The organism is Acinetobacter sp. YH12039, from assembly GCF_013420015.1.
Lineage (GTDB): Bacteria > Pseudomonadota > Gammaproteobacteria > Pseudomonadales > Moraxellaceae > Acinetobacter > Acinetobacter amyesii.
On the sequence record NZ_VOZA01000001.1, the window covers coordinates 34,306 to 56,588 of the forward strand.

The 22,283-nt window shown below is 41.5% G+C and carries 23 protein-coding genes and 1 pseudogene; 12 read left to right on the forward strand and 12 right to left on the reverse strand.

Translation table 11 applies throughout. The features are described from left to right. Position 1: 1 nt before the first annotated feature. From nuoM to FTT98_RS00190, 5 genes are all read left to right on the forward strand, one after another. On the forward strand, positions 2-1,615 hold the full coding sequence (nuoM, locus tag FTT98_RS00170; protein ID WP_180039662.1) for an NADH-quinone oxidoreductase subunit M: 1,614 nt from the start codon (positions 2-4) through the stop codon (positions 1,613-1,615). Between the two features lie 3 nt (positions 1,616-1,618). Continuing rightward, positions 1,619-3,163, forward strand: a complete 1,545-nt coding sequence (gene nuoN, locus FTT98_RS00175; protein ID WP_078191095.1) for an NADH-quinone oxidoreductase subunit NuoN — start codon at positions 1,619-1,621, stop codon at positions 3,161-3,163. Positions 3,164-3,289: 126 nt separating this feature from the next. Continuing rightward, positions 3,290-3,925 carry a uracil phosphoribosyltransferase gene (gene upp, locus FTT98_RS00180; RefSeq protein ID WP_180039663.1) on the forward strand — a complete coding sequence of 212 codons (636 nt, stop codon included), beginning with the start codon at positions 3,290-3,292 and terminating at the stop codon, positions 3,923-3,925. Positions 3,926-4,010: 85 nt separating this feature from the next. Continuing rightward, positions 4,011-4,304 carry a cold shock domain-containing protein gene (locus tag FTT98_RS00185; protein ID WP_168378567.1) on the forward strand — a complete coding sequence of 98 codons (294 nt, stop codon included), beginning with the start codon at positions 4,011-4,013 and terminating at the stop codon, positions 4,302-4,304. Between the two features lie 106 nt (positions 4,305-4,410). Then, the gene (locus FTT98_RS00190; RefSeq protein ID WP_180039665.1) at positions 4,411-5,163 is read left to right on the forward strand and encodes an excalibur calcium-binding domain-containing protein; all 753 of its coding nucleotides are present in this window, start codon (positions 4,411-4,413) and stop codon (positions 5,161-5,163) included. Positions 5,164-5,206: 43 nt separating this feature from the next. Here the strand turns inward: FTT98_RS00190 and gigC are convergent, their stop codons facing one another. Continuing rightward, the gene (gene gigC, locus FTT98_RS00195) at positions 5,207-6,091 is read right to left on the reverse strand and encodes a LysR family transcriptional regulator GigC (protein WP_078191091.1); all 885 of its coding nucleotides are present in this window, start codon (positions 6,089-6,091) and stop codon (positions 5,207-5,209) included. Between the two features lie 85 nt (positions 6,092-6,176). On the opposite strand from gigC, the gene FTT98_RS00200 reads away from it, so the two are divergent. Next, complete coding sequence (locus FTT98_RS00200) at positions 6,177-6,938, forward strand: ferredoxin--NADP reductase (protein WP_180025850.1); 762 nt, start codon at positions 6,177-6,179, stop codon at positions 6,936-6,938. A gap of 430 nt (positions 6,939-7,368) precedes the next feature. Here the strand turns inward: FTT98_RS00200 and FTT98_RS00205 are convergent, their stop codons facing one another. The 5 genes from FTT98_RS00205 to FTT98_RS00225 all read right to left on the reverse strand — a co-directional run bounded on the left by FTT98_RS00205 (position 7,369) and on the right by FTT98_RS00225 (position 11,313). After that, entirely contained in the window at positions 7,369-8,112 is a 744-nt protein-coding gene (locus FTT98_RS00205; RefSeq protein WP_078191089.1) for an amino acid ABC transporter ATP-binding protein, read from the reverse strand. Further along, entirely contained in the window at positions 8,109-8,792 is a 684-nt protein-coding gene (locus FTT98_RS00210; RefSeq protein WP_180039667.1) for an ABC transporter permease subunit, read from the reverse strand. The genes FTT98_RS00205 and FTT98_RS00210 overlap by 4 nt, the downstream gene beginning before the upstream one ends. Continuing rightward, a complete protein-coding gene (locus FTT98_RS00215) occupies positions 8,792-9,535 on the reverse strand; it encodes an amino acid ABC transporter permease (protein WP_078191087.1) in 744 nt (247 codons plus the stop codon). The genes FTT98_RS00210 and FTT98_RS00215 overlap by 1 nt, the downstream gene beginning before the upstream one ends. 70 nt (positions 9,536-9,605) lie before the next feature. After that, positions 9,606-10,553 carry a transporter substrate-binding domain-containing protein gene (locus tag FTT98_RS00220; protein WP_180039669.1) on the reverse strand — a complete coding sequence of 316 codons (948 nt, stop codon included), beginning with the start codon at positions 10,551-10,553 and terminating at the stop codon, positions 9,606-9,608. A gap of 337 nt (positions 10,554-10,890) precedes the next feature. Further along, positions 10,891-11,313, reverse strand: coding sequence for a hypothetical protein (locus FTT98_RS00225; protein WP_078191199.1), 423 nt, complete (start codon positions 11,311-11,313; stop codon positions 10,891-10,893). A gap of 349 nt (positions 11,314-11,662) precedes the next feature. Here FTT98_RS00225 and FTT98_RS00230 point away from each other — a divergent pair, with 349 nt between their 5' ends. From FTT98_RS00230 to FTT98_RS00245, 4 genes are all read left to right on the forward strand, one after another. Continuing rightward, positions 11,663-11,941 carry a hypothetical protein gene (locus tag FTT98_RS00230; RefSeq protein ID WP_078191085.1) on the forward strand — a complete coding sequence of 93 codons (279 nt, stop codon included), beginning with the start codon at positions 11,663-11,665 and terminating at the stop codon, positions 11,939-11,941. Positions 11,942-12,215: 274 nt separating this feature from the next. Then, positions 12,216-13,979 carry a mechanosensitive ion channel gene (locus FTT98_RS00235; protein ID WP_180176864.1) on the forward strand — a complete coding sequence of 588 codons (1,764 nt, stop codon included), beginning with the start codon at positions 12,216-12,218 and terminating at the stop codon, positions 13,977-13,979. 69 nt (positions 13,980-14,048) lie between these two features. Beyond that, positions 14,049-14,231: a hypothetical protein gene (locus FTT98_RS00240; protein ID WP_168378574.1), complete on the forward strand. Its 183-nt coding sequence runs from the start codon at positions 14,049-14,051 to the stop codon at positions 14,229-14,231. A 124-nt stretch (positions 14,232-14,355) separates the two neighbouring features. Continuing rightward, on the forward strand, positions 14,356-14,517 hold the full coding sequence (locus FTT98_RS00245; RefSeq protein ID WP_162689753.1) for a hypothetical protein: 162 nt from the start codon (positions 14,356-14,358) through the stop codon (positions 14,515-14,517). A gap of 92 nt (positions 14,518-14,609) precedes the next feature. On the opposite strand, the gene FTT98_RS00250 is transcribed toward FTT98_RS00245, so the two are convergent. The 5 genes and pseudogenes from FTT98_RS00250 to FTT98_RS00270 all read right to left on the reverse strand — a co-directional run bounded on the left by FTT98_RS00250 (position 14,610) and on the right by FTT98_RS00270 (position 20,255). Beyond that, positions 14,610-15,809: an NAD(P)/FAD-dependent oxidoreductase gene (locus FTT98_RS00250; protein ID WP_180039672.1), complete on the reverse strand. Its 1,200-nt coding sequence runs from the start codon at positions 15,807-15,809 to the stop codon at positions 14,610-14,612. Between the two features lie 33 nt (positions 15,810-15,842). Beyond that, positions 15,843-16,733: a 1-aminocyclopropane-1-carboxylate deaminase/D-cysteine desulfhydrase gene (locus tag FTT98_RS00255; protein ID WP_180039674.1), complete on the reverse strand. Its 891-nt coding sequence runs from the start codon at positions 16,731-16,733 to the stop codon at positions 15,843-15,845. Positions 16,734-16,880: 147 nt separating this feature from the next. After that, positions 16,881-17,988, reverse strand: a pseudogene (locus FTT98_RS00260) (HlyD family secretion protein). A gap of 62 nt (positions 17,989-18,050) precedes the next feature. Continuing rightward, complete coding sequence (locus tag FTT98_RS00265) at positions 18,051-19,700, reverse strand: MFS transporter (RefSeq protein WP_180039676.1); 1,650 nt, start codon at positions 19,698-19,700, stop codon at positions 18,051-18,053. A gap of 6 nt (positions 19,701-19,706) precedes the next feature. Then, positions 19,707-20,255, reverse strand: a complete 549-nt coding sequence (locus FTT98_RS00270; RefSeq protein WP_180039678.1) for a TetR/AcrR family transcriptional regulator — start codon at positions 20,253-20,255, stop codon at positions 19,707-19,709. 305 nt (positions 20,256-20,560) lie between these two features. Here FTT98_RS00270 and FTT98_RS00275 point away from each other — a divergent pair, with 305 nt between their 5' ends. Beyond that, a complete protein-coding gene (locus FTT98_RS00275) occupies positions 20,561-20,764 on the forward strand; it encodes an NF038215 family lipoprotein (RefSeq protein WP_078191077.1) in 204 nt (67 codons plus the stop codon). A 236-nt stretch (positions 20,765-21,000) separates the two neighbouring features. Here FTT98_RS00275 and FTT98_RS00280 read toward each other — a convergent pair whose 3' ends face one another. Continuing rightward, the gene (locus FTT98_RS00280) at positions 21,001-21,459 is read right to left on the reverse strand and encodes a DIP1984 family protein (RefSeq protein ID WP_168378581.1); all 459 of its coding nucleotides are present in this window, start codon (positions 21,457-21,459) and stop codon (positions 21,001-21,003) included. Positions 21,460-21,630: 171 nt separating this feature from the next. On the opposite strand from FTT98_RS00280, the gene FTT98_RS00285 reads away from it, so the two are divergent. Continuing rightward, positions 21,631-22,254, forward strand: coding sequence for a LysE family translocator (locus tag FTT98_RS00285; protein ID WP_180039680.1), 624 nt, complete (start codon positions 21,631-21,633; stop codon positions 22,252-22,254). The last annotated feature ends 29 nt before the right edge of the window (positions 22,255-22,283 follow it).

Genomic DNA, 22,283 nt, shown 5'->3' on the forward strand with positions numbered 1-22,283 from the left:
AATGGAAACTCCAAACAATTTAATTCTACCCGCTCTGATCCTTATTCCGTTCATTGCAGGTTTTGTATGCTGGCTTGTCGATAAACTCGACAAGCACTTACCACGCTATATTGCCTTAATTGGTATGTTATTAACGTTGGTGTTAACCGTCGTTTTATGGCAAAGCGGTAGTTATAACTACGAGTTGGGTACGCAAGCTCCACAGTGGGCTGCTCAATTTAACCTACCGTGGATTACCACTTTAGGGATTAACATTCACCTTGCGGTGGATGGTCTTTCACTGCTTATGGTGGGTTTAACTGCATTACTGGGTGTACTTGCAGTTGGCTGTTCATGGGGTGAGATTCAAAAGAACGTTGGTTTCTTCCACTTAAACCTACTGTGGTCTTTAGGTGGTGTGATCGGTGTATTCTTAGCAATTGACATGTTCCTATTCTTCTTCTTCTGGGAGATGATGCTGGTACCAATCTACTTCTTGATCGCACTTTGGGGTCATAAAGGGGCAGAAGGTAAGTCACGCGTTTACGCTGCAACTAAATTCTTTATCTATACTCAGGTTGCGGGTCTGATCATGTTGATCGGTATCTTGGGTCTAGTGGTTGTTGGCTTCCAACTTCACGGTCAAATCAGCTTTAACTATGACTTCTTGATGAGTGTTGCACACACTGTTGAGGCGAAAGCTCCAGCACTTGCGTATGCATTCATGATCTGTATGTTCATTGGTTTTGCGGTAAAACTTCCAGTTTTCCCATTACACGGCTGGTTACCAGATGCACATGCGCAAGCACCTACAGCGGGTTCTGTCGACCTTGCAGGTATCTTGATTAAAACTGCGGCTTATGGTCTTTTACGTTTCGTAATTCCATTCTTCCCAGTAGCATCTGCTCAGTTTGCTGACATCGCGATCATTCTTGGTCTAATCGGTATTTTCTACGGTGCATGGTGTGCATTCCAACAAACAGACATGAAACGTCTGCTTGCGTACACATCTATTTCGCACATGGGCTTCGTACTTCTTGCTTTGTATGCAGGTAACATCCTGACATTCCAAGGCTTAATGATTATGATGCTGGCTCACGGTCTATCTTCTGCTGCATTGTTCATTATGTGTGGTCAGGTTTACGAACGTCTGCATACACGTGACATGCGTTTAATGGGCGGTATCCGTGGTCAGTTCCAATACCTTTCATTCTTCTTAATGTTCTTTGTTGCGGCACTTGTAGGTATTCCAGGTCTAGGTAACTTCATCGGTGAATTCCTGATCTTGATGGGTTCTTATGACAAGTTCCCTGTGTACACAATCCTTGCTGCAGTAAGCTTAGTATTTGCCGGTCTTTACGGTTTAATCCTGATCCACAAAGCATTGTTCGGTACACCAAACGAAGAACAAAAACAGCATTACGCAAATCCGTTGAAAGACTTAAATGCGCGTGAAGTTGTGATTCTTTTAATCTGTGCTCTTGGTCTAGTATGGCTTGGTCTATTCCCACAAACCTTCCTTGATATTTCAAATTCAAGCATGGCGTGGATTGCAAATAGCTATATCCCAGTTCAAGAAGTCGTTGATGTTGTGCAGCAGATTGCTGTACAACCTGAAAATGTGGAGATGCAATAAGCCATGGACTTCACAATGTCATTTTCTGAGCTTATGCCATTAGCTCCTGTGATGATCGTGGCTTTAACTGCGATCGTCGTGATGTTGCTAATTGCAATCAAGCGTAACCACAATTTAGTTGCAACGACTTCCGTTATCGGTCTGAACCTTGCAGCCTTTTATATTATTTTTGTTTTCGTTGCAGGGCAGTATGCACCTGCAAACGTAATGAATTTGTTCATCGTAGATCCATTTACGATGTTGTACCAATTCGTGATTTTGATTGCAGCACTTGCTTGCTGCACATTGTCACATGCGTATATCGAAACCTATAAAGATAACCGTGAAGAACTTTATATCTTGATGCTGTGCTCTGTAACAGGTGCATTGTTAATGGTTGCAAGTTCGCACTATGCGTCTTTCTTTATCAGTCTTGAGTTAATGTCGATTCCTGTATACGGCCTATTGGCTTATACACACCAACGTTCACAGTCGCTTGAAGCGGGTGTGAAATACTTGGTGCTTTCAGCAACTGCTTCTGCGATGTTGTTGATGGGTATGGCTTATGTATATGCGTACACAGGTACAATGGCATTCGTTGCTGAACCAGGCAAAATGTTCACAACATTCAGCCAACCGGGTGTAGTCCTTGGTCTTGCACTGATTGTCTTTGCTGTTGCATTTAAATTGTCTCTTGCGCCATTCCATAAATGGACACCGGACGTGTATGCAGGTGCGCCAGCGCCAATCGCGACATTCTTAGCGACTGTGGCTAAAGTGGCAATGATCGGTCTATTCGTTCGTTACTTCTTGGCTTCTGGTTTAATCCTTTCTGATAGCTTCATCACGATCGTGACCATCATTGCAGTATTGTCTATCCTTGCGGGTAACTTACTAGCAGTACGTCAAGTGAACTTGAAACGTATCCTTGCATACTCTTCAATCGCTCACTTTGGTTACTTACTTGTTGCGATTGTCAGTGCACGTAATACTGACTTTGTTCAAGTACAAGGCTTTGCAACATTCAGCAGCGTCAACGTCTATGTGATTACTTATGTATTAACAACGATTGGTGCGTTCGGTGTTGTGACACTGATGTCTAGCCCTTACAACAACAAAGACGAAGCAGGTAGCCTTGCGGAGTACCGTGGTTTGTTCTGGCGTCGTCCAGTGTTGACTGCAACACTGACTGTCATGATGTTATCTCTTGCAGGTATCCCATTAACAGCTGGCTTTATTGGTAAGTTCCTTGTGATCAAAACAGCGGTTGCTGGTGGTTCATGGTTCTTAGCTGCGATGGTGATCCTTGGTTCAGGTATCGGTTTGTACTACTACCTACGTGTGATGATTGTGATGTACATGACTCCACCGGAAAACCCACGTATCGATGCTGTCGATCATTGGGGTCAAAAAGTGGGTGGTATTATGGTGCTTGGCGCAGCTGCACTTGTGTTGTTGATCGGTGTATATCCAGATCCAATCATTGCAGTATCTCAAGTGGCATACTTTGCGATTTCACCTGAATTACAACAGTTCATTTTTAGCTTAATTCAGAGTGGTTTTAACTAATGAATTAAGCAATTAATTTGCTTATTACAAAAAAGCCTCCTGTAAAGGGGGCTTTTTTATTTTTATCATTTGTTAAATAGCTTTATAATGGTTGAAATTTTATCTTAACCTTTTAGGTGTTCTCCCGTGGCTATCCATGAAATCCGTCATCCGCTTATTCGACATAAACTCGGCTTACTTCGTCGTGCAGATATTAGTACTAAAAACTTCCGTGAGCTTGCTCAAGAAGTGACTATGCTTCTGACTTATGAAGCAACGAAAGATTTACCAATGGTCGATCATGAAATTGATGGTTGGAATGGTAAAGTAATTGTAGATCGTATTGCCGGTAAAAAAATAACAGTCGTACCGATTTTACGTGCAGGTATTGGTATGTTGGATGGTTTCTTAAACCTGATTCCAAGTGCGAAAGTATCTGTATTGGGTTTAGAGCGTGATGAAGAAACTTTAGAAGCGCGTACTTACTACAAAAAATTAGTACCAGACGTACAAAACCGTTTAGCGATGATTATTGACCCAATGCTTGCAACAGGTTCATCGCTCGTTGCTGCTATTGACGTTCTAAAAGCCAGTGGTTGTAAAGATATTCGTGTCATGGTGCTTGTTGCCGCTCCAGAAGGCATTAAACGTGTAAATGAAGCTCACCCAGATGTGATCATTTATACAGCATCTGTAGACCAAGGTTTAAATGAAAACGGTTATATCGTTCCTGGTCTTGGCGATGCAGGCGATAAAATTTTCGGTTCAGTTCAAAAAGACTAATTTTTGCATCATGAACAGAAAAGGGGCTTTTATAGCCTCTTTTTTATATACTAAAGACATTGGCATAAATGGAATAGGGTACTTTATGAAGTCCGAACAATATAAAGGTAAAGTGAAGCAGTACAATCCTGAAAAGGGCTTTGGCTTTCTTTCATGTGAAGAAGGTGATGTATTTTTCCATATCTCTGACTTTCCCGCAGATGGTGTCGAGCCAAAACGTAATGATCGCGTGAAATTTAATGTGGTGGAAAATGGTGATCGTTATAAGGCCATTAACATTGAGCGTGAAGAAGACAAATCTGCAAAAGCTAAAAAATCTAAAGTCGTGGCAAATAACCAGTCGATTACTTCAGCATTGCTTTCGAATTTGCGTAAATAATGTGATTTTAAGATTTCATAGAAATCTTTGAAATAAAAAAGAGGTCTATAGGACCTCTTTTTTATTATGATAAGAGTATTAAAAGAAAATGTGAGAGACAATTTTTATGTTTAAAGAGGGGAAAATCAAAAGCTATAATGTTGAGCGCGGCTTTGGATTTATACAACAAGATCAAGCAAAGGATTTATTTTTTCATATTCGTGATTTTCCTAGCCGACACATCGAACCACGTGTTGGAGAAAATCTCAAATACAGGATTGAAGCAGATCAAGGTAAATTTAAAGCTGTAAATATCATCCGTTTAGATTTGAAAAAAGAGCAGCCCACTCATGAACAGATAAATCCGTCATTTGAATCAATGCCAGATCGAGTAAACGATCAAGTTACTCCTCACGATATAGCCAAAGGCACAGTTTGGGGCAGTAAAATCATCAGTATTATTGGACTCATTGTGATTCTAGTTTTAGCTGTGGCCGTCTATAGTAAATATCAGCAGTACCAAGAACAGAAGCAACAACATTTACAACAGCTCATGCAAGAAAATGAAAACATCGTAAAAGAACAACGTAAAGCTCAGGGGGATTTACCCGATCGGGTGCTGTCTGAGCAAGGTGAAAAAAATCTATACGGAACAGCTTCAACGCAAGCTCAGTCTGTTGTTCAAGACACTGCGCAGGCACCTGCTTCAAGTGATTCGCCAAGGGCAGTAGAAAAAGCTCAGTTTAGTTGTGATGGACGACAGTATTGCAGTCAAATGCGCTCAAGAGATGAAGCTCAGTGGTTTATTAAGAATTGTCCAAACACGAAGATGGATGGTGATAATGACGGTATTGCTTGTGAGAATGATTCTAGGTGGTAATGGAAGCATTCACAAAAAAAGCGCCATTAGGCGCTTTTTTTATTTAGACAGATTTTTCACAAAATTGCATAAAGGCTTTGAGACCCGGTCCTTGGTATTTCTGACGATGTACCAACATGAATAATGGACGGGCAAGTTGCCAAAACGGCGTATCTAAAACCACCAATTGACCTTTTTCACGTAAAGGCTCAATTGCCAGTTTAGAAATACATGACATACCAAGACCACCTGCCACGATTTTTAGAATGGCTTCGTTATGACCCAAGGTTAAACGAATATTGGCATCTGGCAGGTCTTTTAAAATTGCGTTATCAAATACTTCACGTGTGCCTGAACCTTCTTCACGTAAGATCCATTCTACGTTATCAAAGTCAGCCGCAGTGAGTGCACGATCCAGCTTCGCTAAAGGGTGCTCAGGTGAACAGCACACAGCAAGTTCATCGTCACGCCAGTGAATACATTGCAGCTGTGGCAGATGACATGAACCTTCAATTAAGGCCAAATCCAACTGAAATTGGTTTACCGCTTCAATCATTTGGCGGGTATTGCCGACTTGAAGTTGTAAATGTGCTTGAGGCTGAATTTGTAGGAAATCTGCCATGAGGTCTGGCATCAAGTAGTCACTGATGGTTAGGGTCGCACCCAAACGCAGATCAATACTTTGTAGTTCGCCTTTGGCTGCTTGTTCAAAAGCTTCGCAGCGCCCTAAAATTTCCAAAGCTTGTGGCAATAAAAAACGACCCAAGTCATTCAATTGCAAGCGTTTACCAAGTCGGTCAAACAGTGGAGCACCGAGACCATCTTCGAGGTCTGCCAATGCCATACTTGCTGCACTTTGAGTAAGTTTGACAGCATCACTGGCTTTGGTAACGGTACCTTCTTGAGCGACTGCTACAAAAACAGCCAACTGGCGTAAAGTCATGCGCATGAATCAGGCCTTAACATTTAAAAAATATTAATAAATTATGCTGTCATGCTAACATGAGCACAGTCTGTCACGCCACGTTCAAATCATGTCAATTGAAAAATTTAGCTTAGAAAAGGTTTTATCTGTACACCGTTGGACCAATACTTTGTTCAGTTTTACCATGACACGCCCTGCACATTTTAAATTCACCGCTGGTCAGTTCGCACGAATTGGTTTGAAAGTGGGCGATGAATTGGTGGTTCGTGCCTATTCTGTGGTGTCGTCACCCTTTGATGAAACTTTAGAATTTTTCTCTATCGTCGTTCCAGATGGTGCGTTTACCTCGAATTTACAGCATCTACAAGTGGGTGATGAGCTGTATTTAGAAAAAGTCCCTTATGGCTTCCTTACCTTGGCACGTTATCAGTTGCCATTGCCGAAGGACTTATGGCTGTTGGGGACAGGAACGGGTCTTGCACCATTTTTATCAATGCTACAAGACTTTGAAACGTGGTCTAAATACGAAAAAATTAATCTAGTCTACAGTGTGCGTACCGTATCAGAATTGGCTTATATCGAGCGTATTCAAGAAATCGCCGAGACCTTTGGTGAAGGGCATACGGGTTTTAAATTTATACCTATTGTGACACGTGATCCAAATGCACCGCTGCATGATCGTTTACCAGTTTTAATTGAAAATGGCGAGCTAGAACAGGCGGCGGGCTTAGCGTTTAATGTGGAAACGACGCATGTCATGTTGTGTGGTAATCCACAAATGGTTGATGACACCAAGGCAGCATTAAAGGCGCGTGGTTTGACCATGAACCGCCGTGGTGAAGGTAATATTGCTGTAGAAAACTATTGGTAAGGTGCCATGAAAAAAAGCTCATCGATGGATGAGCTTTTTTATTTTCGGAAAATAAATAACTGATGTTATGCATGCAAAAGTAATTTTGCATTTTTAAAATGATTTTTAAGCCAATTCGACGGAGTCTTACATCAAGGGAATGAATAAAGTGATTAGCCTTCGGCTGGAGGTACTCTTACGAAGCACGCTTCTCATTAGGCAAAATGAGAAGCGAAGCTTCGCAAGGAAACCATCTTGCGGAGCAGTGCTCCTCACCGCAAAACTCGTTCACTAGCGTCTAATTATCTAAAGTATCGCAAAAACATTTTTGATTAGAAGAATTCCTATCTCAAACACTTGCGGATGACGTTACCGCGTATCGTACTTTTATTTGAATCAAATTACGCTTCTGATGTTACTTCGTAACATCAGTTAAATAAACGTTTTGATGTTAATGCAGAATTTTATTTAAGAACTGCTGCGCTCGTTCACCACGAGGAGCATTAAAGAAATCATCTTTGCTGCAGTCTTCTACAATTTTTCCTTGATCCATAAAGATCACTCGGTCTGCAACCTGACGAGCAAAGCCCATCTCATGGGTTACACACATCATGGTCATACCTTCTTTGGCAAGACCCACCATTACATCAAGCACTTCGTTAATCATCTCTGGATCAAGTGCCGAAGTTGGTTCATCAAACAGCATGGCAATCGGGTCCATACTGAGCGCACGTGCAATGGCAACACGTTGTTGCTGTCCACCTGATAACTGTGCAGGAAATTTAGCGGCATGCGCACTCAAACCCACACGATCTAAATAAGCCAAGCCTTTTTTCTTGGCTTCGGCTTCTGATCGACCCAAGACTTTAACCTGCGCAATGGTCAGGTTTTCGGTAATGGATAAATGTGGAAACAATTCAAAGTGCTGGAACACCATACCGACACGACTACGCAATTTATTTAAATCGGTTTTTGGGTCATTAATGGAAATACCGTCGACTAAAATCGTACCGGCTTGAAAAGGCTCAAGTCCATTGACGGTTTTAATGAGCGTTGATTTGCCTGAACCTGAAGGTCCACACACGACAACCACTTCACCTTGTTTAATTTGAGTCGTGCAATCGGTAAGCACTTGAAAATCTTTATACCATTTACTGACATTTTGGAGGTCAATCATCGTTTTTTGATCGGTCATACACTTAACCTCCGTTGTAATTTTTTAACTGCATAGGTAGCGATCATACTAATAGTGAAATACACCAAACCAGCAAACAGAATGTATTGAGTTAACAATGACATAAGGTCGCCTCGAACATAGTTGGTGCGGAAAAAGTCTAACAGTCCGATGGCATAAACCATGGTTGAATCTTGGAACAGAATGATGGTTTGTTGTAAGAGAAGTGGCGTCATTTTGCGAAAAGATTGCGGCAAAATAATTAAGCGCATCGCTTGGCTATAACTCATACCGAGAGCATAAGCTGCAGATGTTTGACCTTTAGGAATTGATTGAATCCCGGCACGGACAATCTCTGAAAAGTAAGCCGCTTCAAATAGCATGAAGGCCACGATACTTGAAACGAGGGCAGTATCAATCGTTAGATAGTTACCCGTGATCCCTGTGTAGATAAAGGGTACGGCAAAGTAGAACCACATCAGCACCAAGAGCAAAGGAATAGAACGAAAGAGGTTCACATAGCCTTTAGCAAAAATATTAAATACTTTAATCGAGGACAGGCGCATCAACGCCAACAATGTCCCCATAAAGACACCACCAATGGTTGCCGTGATCACCACTTTGAGTGTGATGCTGAAACCATGCCATAGCGCAGGGCCAGACGCTTGGAGGTCTTGAATAAAAGAACTGAGCCATTCCATTATTTATCTCCTGCAATTAAGCCAGGAACGCGTAGGCGTTTTTCCAGAAAATTCATGAAACCAATTAAACAGATATTGATCACGATGAAAATAATGGTGACGTAGGTATAAATTTCGATGGTGTTTTGCGTGTATTCACTGATGGTTTTCATCTGTGAAATGATTTCTGCAACACCGACCAAGGAGGCGACTGAGGTGTTTTTGACACAGTTGGTCAACTCAGAGCTGAGGGGTGGCAAAATCGTGCGGAATGACTGCGGTAAGATCACATAGCGGTAAAGTTGAGCCGTGCTAAATCCCATGGCATAACCTGCATTGGTTTGCCCCAAAGGAAGTGCTTCAATACCTGTCCTGACTTGCTCACAGACCCGTGCAGCTGTAAAAAGACCCAAGCCGACACTTGCAGAAATTAAGGCGGTCGTATTTGCCCCAAGGTCATTCATCCACCAGCTTTTAATCGCAGCAGGGAGGAAGTTGGGCACAACATAGAACCATATAAACAGTTGAATCAATAAGGGTACATTTCGGAAAATAGTCACGTAGGCCGTACCAATACCTCGTGCTACAGGACTCGGTAGGGTACGCATAATACCCAAGATGCTGCCGAGCACCATCGCAATGCTCCATGCCACCAAAGCGATGACAAACAACCAGCCGATTCCAATTAAAATCCAATTCAGGTAGGTCGAATCACCTACACCAGTAGATTGGAACAGCACACCCCAATTCCAGCTATAATTCATAGGAACTCCCTATAATGAGCTTAAGCCAAAATCCGTTTGGCTTAAGCATCTTTAGAATGTTTAGGGAAAGTTATTCGTCACGGTCATGTGGATTACTAATCAATGCTTTTAATTGATCAGACATCGGGAAATTCAAATTGATATTTTTTGGTGGAATTGGCGTTTGGAACCATTTTTTATACATGTCATTGATTTCACCAGAGCTATAGGTCGCTTTGATTGCATCATCAACCACTTGTTTAAAACCAGTATCGCCTTTACGCATCATACAACCATAGATTTCATGAATCGGTGCTGTACCCACGATTTCCCATTTATTAGGATCTTTGGCTTTCGATTTTTCACCCGCCAGCAAAATATCATCCATCATAAATGCCGCTGCACGACCATTTTGTAGCATGAGGAAAGACTCAGCGTGGTCTTTGGCAGAAATGACTTCACCAATACCTAACTCTTTTTCATGTTGACGAATATAACGCTCAGATGTAGTTCCTGCCGTGGTGACTAATTTTTTACCTTTAAGGTCAGCGAAGTCTTTAATCCCAGAGTCTTTTGCAGTAAGTAAGCGTGAACCCACTTCAAAGAAACCTGTTGAGAAATCAACTTGTTGTTGGCGTTCTTTATTGTTGGTGGTTGAACCACACTCTAAGTCGACGGTGCCATTAGAAACTAATGGAATTCGGTTTTGGCTGGTCACTAAGTTATAACGGATTTTTAAATCGGGAAGATTTAATTGTTTTTTTACTGCTTCAACTACTTTTAATTGAAGATCATGCGCATAACCCACAGGTTGGTTTGGATTATCTGCGATATATGAAAATGGAATCGATGAATCGCGATAGCCTAAAACAATCGTGCCCGATTTTTTGATCTTATCTAAAGTCCCTGAGTCAGAAACAGCAGCTTCACTTCCTGCAGCTTTATCCGTTGTAGGTGCTTTATTGTCACTACATGCGCTAAGCCCTAAAGTGAGCGCACTTGCACAGAACAAAGTTGCTAAATGTTTTTTTGACGTCATCGTTAAAACTCCTTTTACCCTGATTTAATATCCACTTTTTATGATCTTGTTACGTATTTAGTTTTATTGCTCTGTTTTTAAGAATGTTTCAACAATAAAAAAGAGATCATTTTCTACATCTTAGGTGATAAATCGAACAAGGCTCAAGCAAAATTTATTGCCGAATTGTTACTAAGAAATGGGATAAGTTATGAAGATTTTTTATAAGTAAATTTGTTATAAGCGATTGAATATTAAATGAATTATATTTATTGTGAAATAGATAATGAAAATAAAAGGCCATAAAAAAACCTCCAAATGGAGGTTTTCGGGATTAAACTTTAGTTTAATCTCCGTGTTAATGCACAAACATATCCATAAATTCACGAATTTCTTGAATCGCTGTGTCTACGTCGGAAGTCAACCAAGTCGGTTCAAAAAAGCCAGCATAATGCTCCAGTCGATCTTGGGGAACAACTAAGCGAATCGGGCATTCTTCTTCGAGCAAGCGCCAAGGAATAATAGGCACTTCATTATCTAAAAAAGCCGCAATATTTCGAATATCAATCACCATCGCATTGATGCATTCAGGGAATGGCATCACTGAAAACTCTTCAGTACGTCGGCGGAAATATTCCAAATCACCCCATTTCAACACATAACTTGGCTTACTAAATTCAATAATGCCAATAAGATGCTGATCACGAGTGTAATGAAGGGAACATTGATGAGTGACGTCAGTGTCAAGATCAAGCGTTACACCTTGTTGATGGTACGCCATAGATTTGATAACAGGTGAAAAATAAGGTGCATGATTATAGCTCATTTCATCCATCAAAAGCAGAGAATTCCATCTAGCTCAAAAAAAGCATTTATTATCGCAACACTTCTCACGCTGTAAATAAATACGATTGAAATGGTGCATTCAGTTCATTGTCCGATATTTATACCTTAGCGATTGATTTTAAATCTAAAAATAAGTCATCTATCTAAACAGTAACACGGAAATAAATTGAATTGATCTTTCAAGTTACATGTTTTCACGGATTGTAATTGTTCTTCACACAACAAAGGATATTGTATTGCTAGTATAAAAAGTGAACGACGAACAACAAAATAGCGAGGGGAATATGACACACGATTTTAATAAACCGCCCCATACCACCAGCGCAGAAGAAACAACACAAAAAAAACGTATCCCAGTGTATATGCTAATTTTAGTGGGTATCTTCTTAATCGCGTTATTATTTTATATGTTTGCAGATATGAAACCGTCTGCTTCGGATGCACCACCTGATCATCCTGCACCGAATGCACAAACTGCAACTGCCAATGATACGACTAGCGGTACAGCGGGGGATGAAGCTGTTGCCAATGATTCAAATACAGCAACTGCGACAGATCATTGATGATAAATACATGAGACAGATTTACATGATTGCAAGATCTGAACCTTAAGCATCTCATCAGAATGACACAAATAAAGCCTTGGTTATGCCAAGGCTTTTTTACATTCAATTGTGAGCTTTTGTTGGAGTTATGCATACTTTGGTTGATTAAAAAATACGCAAAAACTAAGGTGGAAAAGAAAGCTCAAGTTTAAAGCACCAATGCTGTGTGATATCGCGGCATACGTAAAAATGCACATAACAACAGATCATGTATAACAATGAGGGCGAACGTATGAATGATTATCTGGGTGGTCCGCGTGGCCGTTTTGATGCCATGTATTATTGGGAACAGTTTCACCCCATTTTAAGTGCAGTAGCAATTCTCCTGATTGGTTGGGTCATTGCTTTATTGATTGCTGCTGGCGTCAAAAAAGTTCTGCAACAATTAGGTACAAATCAAAAACTTTCAAATGCAACTGGGCACCGTTCCAATGTTGAAAATATAGTCTCCAGAGTAGTGTTCTGGATTATTTTGATCATTGCCGTCATTGGTGCGCTCAATGTGCTGAATTTGACCAGTGTCAGTGGCCCATTCAGTAATATGATTCAGCAGTTCTTGTTATTTATTCCACAGCTCTTGGCTGCGGTAGCCGTGGGTTTTATTGGTTGGATCGTGGCGAGTTTGGTCAAAGTCGGTTCAAAAAAACTGCTTGATAAAACCCAACTCGATGAAAAACTTAGTTCTGAGGTTGGCGTCAGCCCTATCAGTCAAAATATCAGTGAAATTGTATATTGGCTGATTTTGTTACTTTTCCTACCGATTGTTTTATCGATCTTGGGTTTGAACGGTCTATTGTTCCCAATCCAAAATATGGTCACTGAAGTTGTTTCTTATCTTCCCAATATCTTTATTGCCGGTGTCATCGTCTTTGTGGGTTATATTTTGGCGAAGATTGTGCGAGGTATCGTGGAAGGCTTGGTGAACAGTTTGAGTTTGCAGCAGCAAGTCGAAAAAGTGGGCATGTTTAAAAACGCAAAACTTGCTCAAGTTTTGGGTAATTTTGTCTTTGCTATAGTCATTATCACTGCATTAATTGTGGCTTTCGAAGCACTTGGTATCGAGGCGATTTCTCAGCCTGCAACAGCCATGTTACATGAGATCATGTATGCGATACCGAACATCATTGCCGCAGGTTTAATCTTAATCTTGGCCTATGTGGTGTCACGCTTTGTAGCGCGTCTAGTTGTGGATGTGATCTCGGGTACAGGTGTTGATGCTGTACCAGAAAAATTAGACATACAACGCTTTTTGGGCAAAACCAAAGTGTCGGATGTTGTCGGTTGCCTCATTGTATTTTTCACAATGTTGTTTGCGGTATCTGAAGCTGCTAACCGTTTAGGCTTTGAGCAAATCAGTGCCTTGATTGCCATGTTTATCCAGTTCGGTGCAAGTATTTTACTTGGTGCTGTAATCTTGGTGGTGGGTTTCTGGCTTGCCAATATTGTGGCAAATGTGGTGCAACGAGGGGAATATAACAGTTCACGTTGGTTAGGTAATTTGGTCCGTGTGCTGATTATGGGCTTGGTTGTAGCCATGGGCTTGCGTGCCATGGGTATTGCCGACTCGATCGTGAATTTGGCCTTTGGTTTAACGCTTGGTGCGGTTGCTGTTGCATTTGCTTTGGCCTTTGGTTTAGGCGGTCGCAATCCAGCGGAACGATTGTTATCAGATCTTATTGATAAAGCAAAACGTGAAGCCAACGAACCGAATCCAGTACAGGAACAGGCGAAGGCAAAAACCACCTTTAATACGCCAACATCGTCTACAGCGAGTCCAACGCCATCAACATCTGTGATGACTTCTGAAGTGAAAACCGATGATGGCTATCCAAACATTCAACAGGCTGCTCCCGGTGTCAGTGAAAAAGAAACGGCCACGCCAGATCAGTTGGATGTAAACCCAAGTGATCAACCACAAAATAATCCATTTGGATCGACAGGCGAGGCTGAAAATTCGGCACCTTTAACCCCGTCAAAACCAGATGATCCAAATTAAACTATTCTGTCTTTAAAAAAATCGGCCACGCTTAAGTGGTCGATTTTAATGCTTTATAAGGAATATTGTATGGCAAAAGCACCGAATAAATTTTTAGCCCCAGTGATTATTGCAGGGATCACGGTGGGTTTTTTGGCAAGCGCACGACGCTTTATTTTTGCAAAACCAAAACGCACTAATTTGGAGCAGGCAGAACAATCACCGCCAAAAAGTGAAAAAAATTATACCAATCAGTCCAAAAATAATGATTGAAATTTACTCGAAAATTGGTATTTTAAGTAATAGTGATATATAGAATATTACTTAAAATATAAAAACTTAGGATTCATATTGCTGTCATGAATGACACTTATGATCCGTGCAAAGGAATGGCAAAATGGGGGTAATTTCAATGCTCAATACTTTAGTATCGACACTCAAACAAACCGCAAGCGTGCAACCACAACATATTTCAGTTGCCGTTGAAAAAATGGATCTGACAATTCAACGAACTTCGACGTCGTCAGTATCATTATTTAAAACCGACTATCTTGAATAAGTTAGATCGGGCATAAAAAAGGGCTGAATGAATCAGCCCTTTTTTATGCAGAGTTCATCTGTACGTTATGTTTAATTCATTCTAAGTCGAGATCAGACGTATTCAGAAGCCGCATGTGCAGAAGCCCATGCCCATTGGAAGTTGTATCCACCTAAATGCCCCGTTACATCGAGCACTTCACCAATAAAGTACAAGCCTTTCTGTTTTTTACTTTCCATGGTTTTTGATGAGACTTCAGTGGTATCCACACCACCGAGTGTAACCTCAGCAGTACGATAACCTTCAGTGCCTGATGGTTTCACTTCAAAGCTTTCTAAACGGCTTGCAATGAGTTCTAGTTTTTCATCACTGATATTGCCAATGGCTAATTCAGCTTGTTCAGGCCAAATCAGATTTTGTAATTCTATAACTACACTTTTCGGTAAGTGTTCATTGAACAATGTGCGCAGTAACACTTTTGGTTGACTGGATTTTTTAGATTTGAGGAAATCTAAAACATCTAAAGCTGGCAGGAAATTGATATTAAAACGTTGACCGACATCCCAGTAGTTTGAAAGCTGCAATGAGCTTGGGCCACTTAAACCACGGTGAGTAAAGAGTAAAGCCTCAGTAAAACTGTTTAACTCATTCGATAACGTGGCTTCAATAGCATTGCCGCTCAAGCGAGAGGTTACTTCTTTAAAACTATCTGAGAAAGTGAAGGGTACTAAGCCTGCGCGAGTGGGGTAGACGGAATGTCCGAATTGTTTGGCAATCTCATAGCCAATTCCTGAACCACCTAACGTAGGAATAGAAAGACCGCCACTGGCAATAACCACCGATTCTGCTTCAAAATAGCCTAGATTGGTTGCCACTTGAAAGCCTTGTTCTGGCATGGTATTGACTGCTTTTACTTCGCAGTTGGTTTTAATATCCACCAAGCCTGTTTTGTCACATTCTGCCAATAGCATGGCGAGAATTTCTTTTGCACCATTTTGGGTAAATAACTGTCCATGTTTGCGCTCTTCGTACTCTATGCCATATTCGCAGACCATACCAATGAAGTCCCAGTTGGTATAGCGAGTTAATGCTGAAATAACAAAGTGTGGATTATGTGAAATATAATTTTCTGGTTCGACATACAAATTGGTGAAATTGCATTTACCACCACCAGACATTAGGATTTTTTTGCCAACTTTATTGGCTTTTTCAACCACCAAAACTTTGCGTCCACGCTGCGCCGCTTTATATGCCGTCATTAAGCCTGATGCACCAGCACCTAAAACAAGGACATCATATTGATTTTGCGACATGGTAAGTTTCCGCGTGGAAGAAAGGACGCAGGATTATACGCTTTTTAGCGCTTCGGTTGAACCTTTCAGGCGACCTTGTAGGCCACCAGTATGGATCACTAAAACACGCTGATGGTTTGTAATCTGACCCCGCTCAATCATACTGAAAATACCTCGCAGCATTTTAGCCGTATAAACCTGTTCTAATGGGACCGCATAGCGTTGTTCAAAGTCCCGCATAAACTGTAATAGTTCCGGCGTTGTTTTGGCATAGCCGCCACAGCAAAATTCATTACTGATGTTCCAATTGGTTTTCTGCGTCAACTGAGCAACATCGTCGCAAAGAAAATTACCTTTGAGCGCTGAAAAACCTAGAACATGTTGATGTTCCGCACTGGCTTCGATCAAGCCCGTTATGGTTCCACCTGTACCGACTGCACAGCAGATGAGATCAAAATTTTGTTGATTTTCATGGCTTAAGATTTCCGTACAGCCACGGATAGCCAATGCATTAGTTCCACCTTCAGGAATGACATAATGTTCGGGATATTGCTGTCGTAATTGCGCTAAAGCGTCTACTTGTTTCATTTCCCGATACTGTTGGCGTGTGACAAAATTGAGCTGCATACCAAACTGTTCGGCGGTAGCTAAAGTAGGATTTCGGGCTTGATGTTGTAATTCTTCCCCACGGATGATGCCTAGACTACCGAATCCAAATAAATGTGCGGCAAATGCGGTGGCTGCAATGTGATTTGAATAAGCGCCCCCAAAGCTAAGCACGTGTTTAACCCCTAATTTCTGAGCCTCAATAAAATTATATTTAAGTTTATAAAATTTATTGCCTGATATTTGTGGGTGTACTAAGTCCAAACGCTTAATACACAAATCAACCCCTTGATATTGAATAGTCTGCTCAGGAATGGCGTGGGCAATAGATTCAAACATGTTGGTGATCGTTATCTTGGTGGTTAGAGGTCAAATAGGTAGGCATTGTAAAACGGCAGGTGCAGAAGATGAAATCCTTTGCATCTTGTTCTATTCATCTTTACTTAAAGCACTTCACTACTAGCATCCGCTAACTAGCAACATCAACTAACTAGCAACATCAACAGAGGTGACGACAGACATACCGGGCCAAACCTTGTTGATTAGGATCAATTGCAATTTTCACGGCAATGCGTTGCACGACTTTGGTGAAATTTCCTGTAGCATTGTCAGGTTTCAATACACTAAATTCAGAACCAGCCGCAGGGGAGATTTGCTCAACTTTGCCGTAAAATTTTTGATGTTTCATACCATCGACGCTGAACCAAGCTTTTTGACCAATATGCATATCTGCAATTTGCGTTTCTTTAAAGTTAGCAGTCACCCAGCGCTGCTGTGGAATTAAATACATCAGTTGAGAGCCTGCAGCAACATATTGACCAATACGCGGGCTGACTTCACCAAGCTGACCATCCATAGGTGCCACAATCGTGCTGTAGTCTTTAGTGGTCACTGCCTGATCAAATTGTGCTTTGGCACTATTCACTTGCGCTTTAAGCCCTGTCGCTGCAACTTGTGCAGTTTTGAATGATTCTTTGGCAACTAGTAAATTGGCTTCTGCTTGATGAAGTTGGGCCAAACTATTTTTAGCGTCTGCAATCGCTTTATCTTGTTCTGATTTCGATGCAGCGCCAGTATTGCCGAGTTGTTGGTAGCGCGTCATTTGTGCAAGAGCTAATTCATAGGCCGCACGTGATTGGTCCACTTTCGCTTCGGCTGCCGTAATATCTGCTCTGCGTTGTTCAATGGCTTGACTTTGATTGGCAAGAGAGTTCTGTGCTTGTTCCACCCCAGATTCAGCCTGTGTGACTTTTTGATCATAGGTCGTTGCATCGATATGCATAAGCACTTGACCTTTTTTCACATGATCAAAATCCGTCACCAAAACATCTTTCACATAACCATTAATTTGTGATGAAAGCACCGTGGTTTTGCCTTTGACATAGCTATTTTCAGTCGACTCGATACTGTTATGAAATGGACCAATCCGCCACGCCCATAAGATCAGCGCAATTCCCAACAAGAGGATGATCAACATAAAAATCAAGGTACGCTGCGGCGTAGAAATAAGCTTACTCGATGGCGCAGGCATAGCGGTTGCTGTTTGTGGTTGCTGCGGTGCTGCTTGCTCAGTGGGTTTATGGTCTTCGGTCATGTTGTTCTCAATATCGATTAGGTCATTTGGCGGTTGCTTATGTTGTGTAAGTCGGGAAAATTTTAACTACTATCCGTGCGTTGCTGTTGGCGTAATTGATATTTATTTTTGCCCATCAGCAATAAACCCCAAAGCAACAATAAAACGGCGAATATGCCATTTAAAAAAATCACATCGTTATAGGCTCGAACTTGGGCTTCTCTAGTGATGGTTTGATTAAGGCTACGTATGGCTTGTTGTTGGTCTAAATTTGAGTCTAAAGAATATTGATGCGCACTTTGCGCCAATTGTTGTAGGCGCTGTTCGACTATAGGGGAGGTTTTCGATAAATCATTATAAATCTGTGCCTGATAGGTTTGGGTACGCATTTGCTGATAGGTCGAAAAGAACGATGAGCCGACGAGACCACCAAAAGTTTGCGTTGCAGAAAATAGTACGATAAACGTCACCATGTGCGATGGGCCTTTTTGCAAAGCACTGACAATGCCTGTAAGCAAAAGTGGGCCAATAAACATGCCACTGGCAAAGCCCACCAAAAACTGACTCCAATAAAAATCATGTGGTCGTACATCACTGGTCAGATGGTAATCCAGTGCACAGGCAAAGAGCACGAGACCTGCTGCACCGAGCAGATGAAGCACAATTTTTTCTTTGGAAAAGGTCAGGGCACTAAACACTGTGCCTAAGACAATTCCGATCAGCACAACGGTATAAAAAGAAACGAATTGGTCGGGTCCCATGCCCATGGTTTTCAAAAAATTCACGGCCGCATAGCTTTGTTCTGACATGAGAAAGCGAATGGCAAAGGCACCAATAATAAAACTCACGGTAGACGATGTTCCGAGCCAGCGTGTGACAATCAGGGGGTTGACCCGAAAATGTTCATAGGTCAGGCCGACAACTAAAAGAATCAAAGCGGCGATGAGTAAATAGGCCAACCATTCAGCCTCAAACCACCAAAGAATCGGGCCTTGAGTTAGCACGATACATAGCAAAGCAAAGCCGGGTGCTAATAATGCAAAGGTGAATAAATCTTGCTTTTCAAACACTTCTATACGTAGGCTTCGTGGCAGTTTTAGAGAGACCACCATCGCCAAACAACATAAGGCTAAACCTAATTCAAAGGTGTAAAAAATAGACCAATCGTTGACATCGACCAGATAGGGCGACATGATCCATGCCAGTGGAATCCCCAACTGCTGAAAGCCCAAAGCTAGATAAAGCCCACGACCAAAATGAGCACGTTTAAACGCTTGCATGATGTAATACATCCCAAGCGAACTGAGTGGAGCTGCAAGTAAGCCGCTAATCACCCGTGCAAAAATTGCCATTTCATAGGTATGGACGAATAAATGCAGCACCATCACAGCGATAAATAAAACCAAACCAATTTCTGAAAATAGCCTAAATCCATATTGTTGACGGGCTTTAAATAAGATCAGGTTAGAGCTGACATTGGCCATAACAAATGCCGCAGGAATCCATGCCGCTTCTGAAGGCGTTAAACCATATTCACCTTGTAGAAGGGGTAAATTTGCCGTGATAAATCCATTACTTAAACTCCCCGAGATCGCAACAAATAAACCGATAAAGAAGTATAAAAAACGCTTATAGGTGGGATGTGCAATGGCAGCGGGAGAGCCGGGCAAAGTCGGTTTTTCTTCGGGTGTCCAATCCGGAGCAGGTTCCAATAAACGTGGAGATTTGGACATGACGTATTACCCGCAAATACCATGTAGTAAAAACTCAACGGCACGTTTGGCGAGTTTTTCCTGATCTGCTTCGGTATGGCCTTGTAAAGCTGCACGTAAAATGGAAGTGACCATGGCATAGTCTGCCGGTTTAAAGTCTGCTCGACAGCGACCATTTTGAATGGCCTGATCAATCATCGGTTGCAAAATGGCATCACGTCGTTGGTATATTTCAACCATGGCAGGATCATCTCGATCGATCACGCGCCAATATTCCATTAGGGCTGTGAGATAGGGAATATTATAAATATGGTCTTGAATGAGGCGAATAAATCCATCATCGAACTGTGCATAATTAAGCGCACGCTGTTCAAGTCGGTTCAAGGCAGCTTGCATTAAGGCGCGTACCAACTCACGACGGTCATTAAAATTACGATAAAACGTCGCACGTCCAACTTGAGCCTGATCCATGATGAGTTGTAAAGGCGCATTGATTCCGTGAATACGGAATACCTCAACTGCAGCTTCTAAAAGCACTTCTCGGTTTTGCGCAGCGAGTTGTTGACGTGTGGACATTATTCTTTGACATCATCATTCTAAATTTATCTAGCTATTAAACGGACAAAAGTGTCCGAAGTAAAATCGTATTCGATAGCAGTTTTGTAACTTGTCTTTTATGTAGTTCAAATGAAATGAATAAATTATTTATTTTTAAAGGAAAAAATTCATATCTGCATGAATTTTCATCCGCATTCGTAAGACCCTCGAGACATAATTCCTGACAATTAACCCTAAATCGGCAGATAAATAAGGTGAATATCTGCACAAAAATGCTATGCTGAATTTATAAGCAAGATAATTATAAAAATGGAGGGCATCCAATGAGCAAATTAAGTCGGGCTGTGCTGCCTATGCTGTGCCTGTGCAGTTTTTGGATGGTTGGCTGTGATACGACTGACGAATTGCATCGTCCTCAAAATGAACATCGCACTATGATCATTGGCGGTGTCCCTGTAAATGACCATGACTATAAATTACCGCGTGAAGATGTTGCGCTCAATGAAGCTGCCGCAGATGATGATTAGCAGCTATATGCATCAAAAATAGGGTGGACATACTGTCAGTACACGGTAGTGAGACGTGACATGTAAAGAGTCACAGATGCAGTGTGCTACGTCAGATGTGTGAACATTTTGAAGTAGACGTCTTACTTCTGCAGTTTAGTTTGTTGGATTAAAGCCTTACAAACATTTAAAAAGGCTCTGTACTCGCCCAGTATGCCCGAACTGGAATGAACCGTGGTTCAAATGCTTAAATCAGGTCAATCTATCAGGTCTATTTGCCAATTTGATGCCTGAATTTCTAAGTTATTTTGTCTAAGTTGCTGACTAATGCTATCTGCCTGTTTCTGTAAATCTGCCACTGCAATGGTTTTAATCCAACGGATTTCACTTGAGCTATAACGACCATTTTCACGGCGTGAGCTGTCAATAGCTTGTTGCAAGATACGATGCTGTTGGGTCAATAAATCACGTTCATTGAGGACCGAAAGCATGCAGCGTCCTGAACTGGTTTTAGCCTGTGCATTGGTGGCGTGAATCTTTTCAATTAAGCCATAAAGTTCTGTATTTACGGCAAATGCTTCTTGAATTAAAGCATTCGGTTCTTCGCTAGGTGCATCACCTTCTTGAATGAGCACGTTGTTATTGATTCGTTGTTGCAGCGAGGCCAATTTTGTTTGTAAGTCACTGCGTAAAAGTAGGGCTTCGGCTAATTTCATTGTCTTGATATTAATTTGTACTTTTAGCGATCATGCGATGGATTAATGCGGTATTCAAGTTATTTATAGTGAAAAATTTGGTCAATTAAAATAAACACTGCAAATTATAGAGAGAAATTCAGAGAGTCTATCTGTAAAATTGCCACGAATTTAAGTGAAAACGGTGTGACAGTGGAATCATTTTGGATTTTAGGCTCGATTGCGGCAGCGCTATTACTTGGTGCAATGAGCCCGGGGCCAACGTCAATTTATGTGGCGAAGAATTCCATTGCAATTTCACGTAAACACGGTTTATTTACTGCACTTGGTACAGGTTTGGGCGCTGCAATATTTGGGCTTTTAGCGGTATTGGGTTTGCAGGCATTTTTATTGGCTGTACCTTCTGCATATTTGGCTTTAAAAATTTGTGGTGGTTTATACCTGCTTTGGATGGCATTTAAAATTATAAAACATGCCAAAGAACCGATTGAAACTGGTGATGCCAGCAGCTCGCAGATATCACTCCGTCGAGCCTTTACGACTGGTTTAATTACCCAGTTGTCGAATCCGAAAATTGCAATTGTGTTAGCCAGTATTTTTACGGCACTTTTACCGAAAGACATTCCGACGTATTTTTACTTTGTACTGCCAGTTTTGTGTTTCTTTATTGATGCTGGCTGGTGTTCATTGGTCGCTGTGGCTTTGTCGGCAGAAAAACCACGCAAAGTGTATTTGAAGTTTAAAGCGGGTTTTGATCGGGCAGCTGGGGCAGTGATGACAGTGCTTGGATTAAAGCTGATTTTGGGGATGAAGTGATTTACAGTTAAGGTGTAAAGAAATATATT

Bases quoted from the DNA above. Each gene is read 5' to 3' on its own strand.
- FTT98_RS00220 (WP_180039669.1), bottom strand. From the start codon at position 10,553: ATGACGTCAAAAAAACATTTAGCAACTTTGTTCTGTGCAAGTGCGCTC.
- FTT98_RS00200 (WP_180025850.1), top strand. From the start codon at position 6,177: ATGTCAATTGAAAAATTTAGCTTAGAAAAGGTTTTATCTGTACACCGT.
- FTT98_RS00235 (WP_180176864.1), top strand. From the start codon at position 12,216: ATGAATGATTATCTGGGTGGTCCGCGTGGCCGTTTTGATGCCATGTAT.
- FTT98_RS00270 (WP_180039678.1), bottom strand. From the start codon at position 20,255: ATGTCCACACGTCAACAACTCGCTGCGCAAAACCGAGAAGTGCTTTTA.
- FTT98_RS00210 (WP_180039667.1), bottom strand. From the start codon at position 8,792: ATGGAATGGCTCAGTTCTTTTATTCAAGACCTCCAAGCGTCTGGCCCT.
- nuoN (WP_078191095.1), top strand. From the start codon at position 1,619: ATGGACTTCACAATGTCATTTTCTGAGCTTATGCCATTAGCTCCTGTG.
- FTT98_RS00230 (WP_078191085.1), top strand. From the start codon at position 11,663: ATGACACACGATTTTAATAAACCGCCCCATACCACCAGCGCAGAAGAA.
- FTT98_RS00245 (WP_162689753.1), top strand. From the start codon at position 14,356: ATGGGGGTAATTTCAATGCTCAATACTTTAGTATCGACACTCAAACAA.
- nuoM (WP_180039662.1), top strand. From the start codon at position 2: ATGGAAACTCCAAACAATTTAATTCTACCCGCTCTGATCCTTATTCCG.
- FTT98_RS00190 (WP_180039665.1), top strand. From the start codon at position 4,411: ATGTTTAAAGAGGGGAAAATCAAAAGCTATAATGTTGAGCGCGGCTTT.
- FTT98_RS00205 (WP_078191089.1), bottom strand. From the start codon at position 8,112: ATGACCGATCAAAAAACGATGATTGACCTCCAAAATGTCAGTAAATGG.
- FTT98_RS00275 (WP_078191077.1), top strand. From the start codon at position 20,561: ATGAGCAAATTAAGTCGGGCTGTGCTGCCTATGCTGTGCCTGTGCAGT.
- FTT98_RS00185 (WP_168378567.1), top strand. From the start codon at position 4,011: ATGAAGTCCGAACAATATAAAGGTAAAGTGAAGCAGTACAATCCTGAA.
- FTT98_RS00240 (WP_168378574.1), top strand. From the start codon at position 14,049: ATGGCAAAAGCACCGAATAAATTTTTAGCCCCAGTGATTATTGCAGGG.
- FTT98_RS00255 (WP_180039674.1), bottom strand. From the start codon at position 16,733: ATGTTTGAATCTATTGCCCACGCCATTCCTGAGCAGACTATTCAATAT.
- FTT98_RS00225 (WP_078191199.1), bottom strand. From the start codon at position 11,313: ATGGCGTACCATCAACAAGGTGTAACGCTTGATCTTGACACTGACGTC.
- FTT98_RS00250 (WP_180039672.1), bottom strand. From the start codon at position 15,809: ATGTCGCAAAATCAATATGATGTCCTTGTTTTAGGTGCTGGTGCATCA.
- gigC (WP_078191091.1), bottom strand. From the start codon at position 6,091: ATGCGCATGACTTTACGCCAGTTGGCTGTTTTTGTAGCAGTCGCTCAA.
- FTT98_RS00215 (WP_078191087.1), bottom strand. From the start codon at position 9,535: ATGAATTATAGCTGGAATTGGGGTGTGCTGTTCCAATCTACTGGTGTA.
- FTT98_RS00265 (WP_180039676.1), bottom strand. From the start codon at position 19,700: ATGTCCAAATCTCCACGTTTATTGGAACCTGCTCCGGATTGGACACCC.
- FTT98_RS00280 (WP_168378581.1), bottom strand. From the start codon at position 21,459: ATGAAATTAGCCGAAGCCCTACTTTTACGCAGTGACTTACAAACAAAA.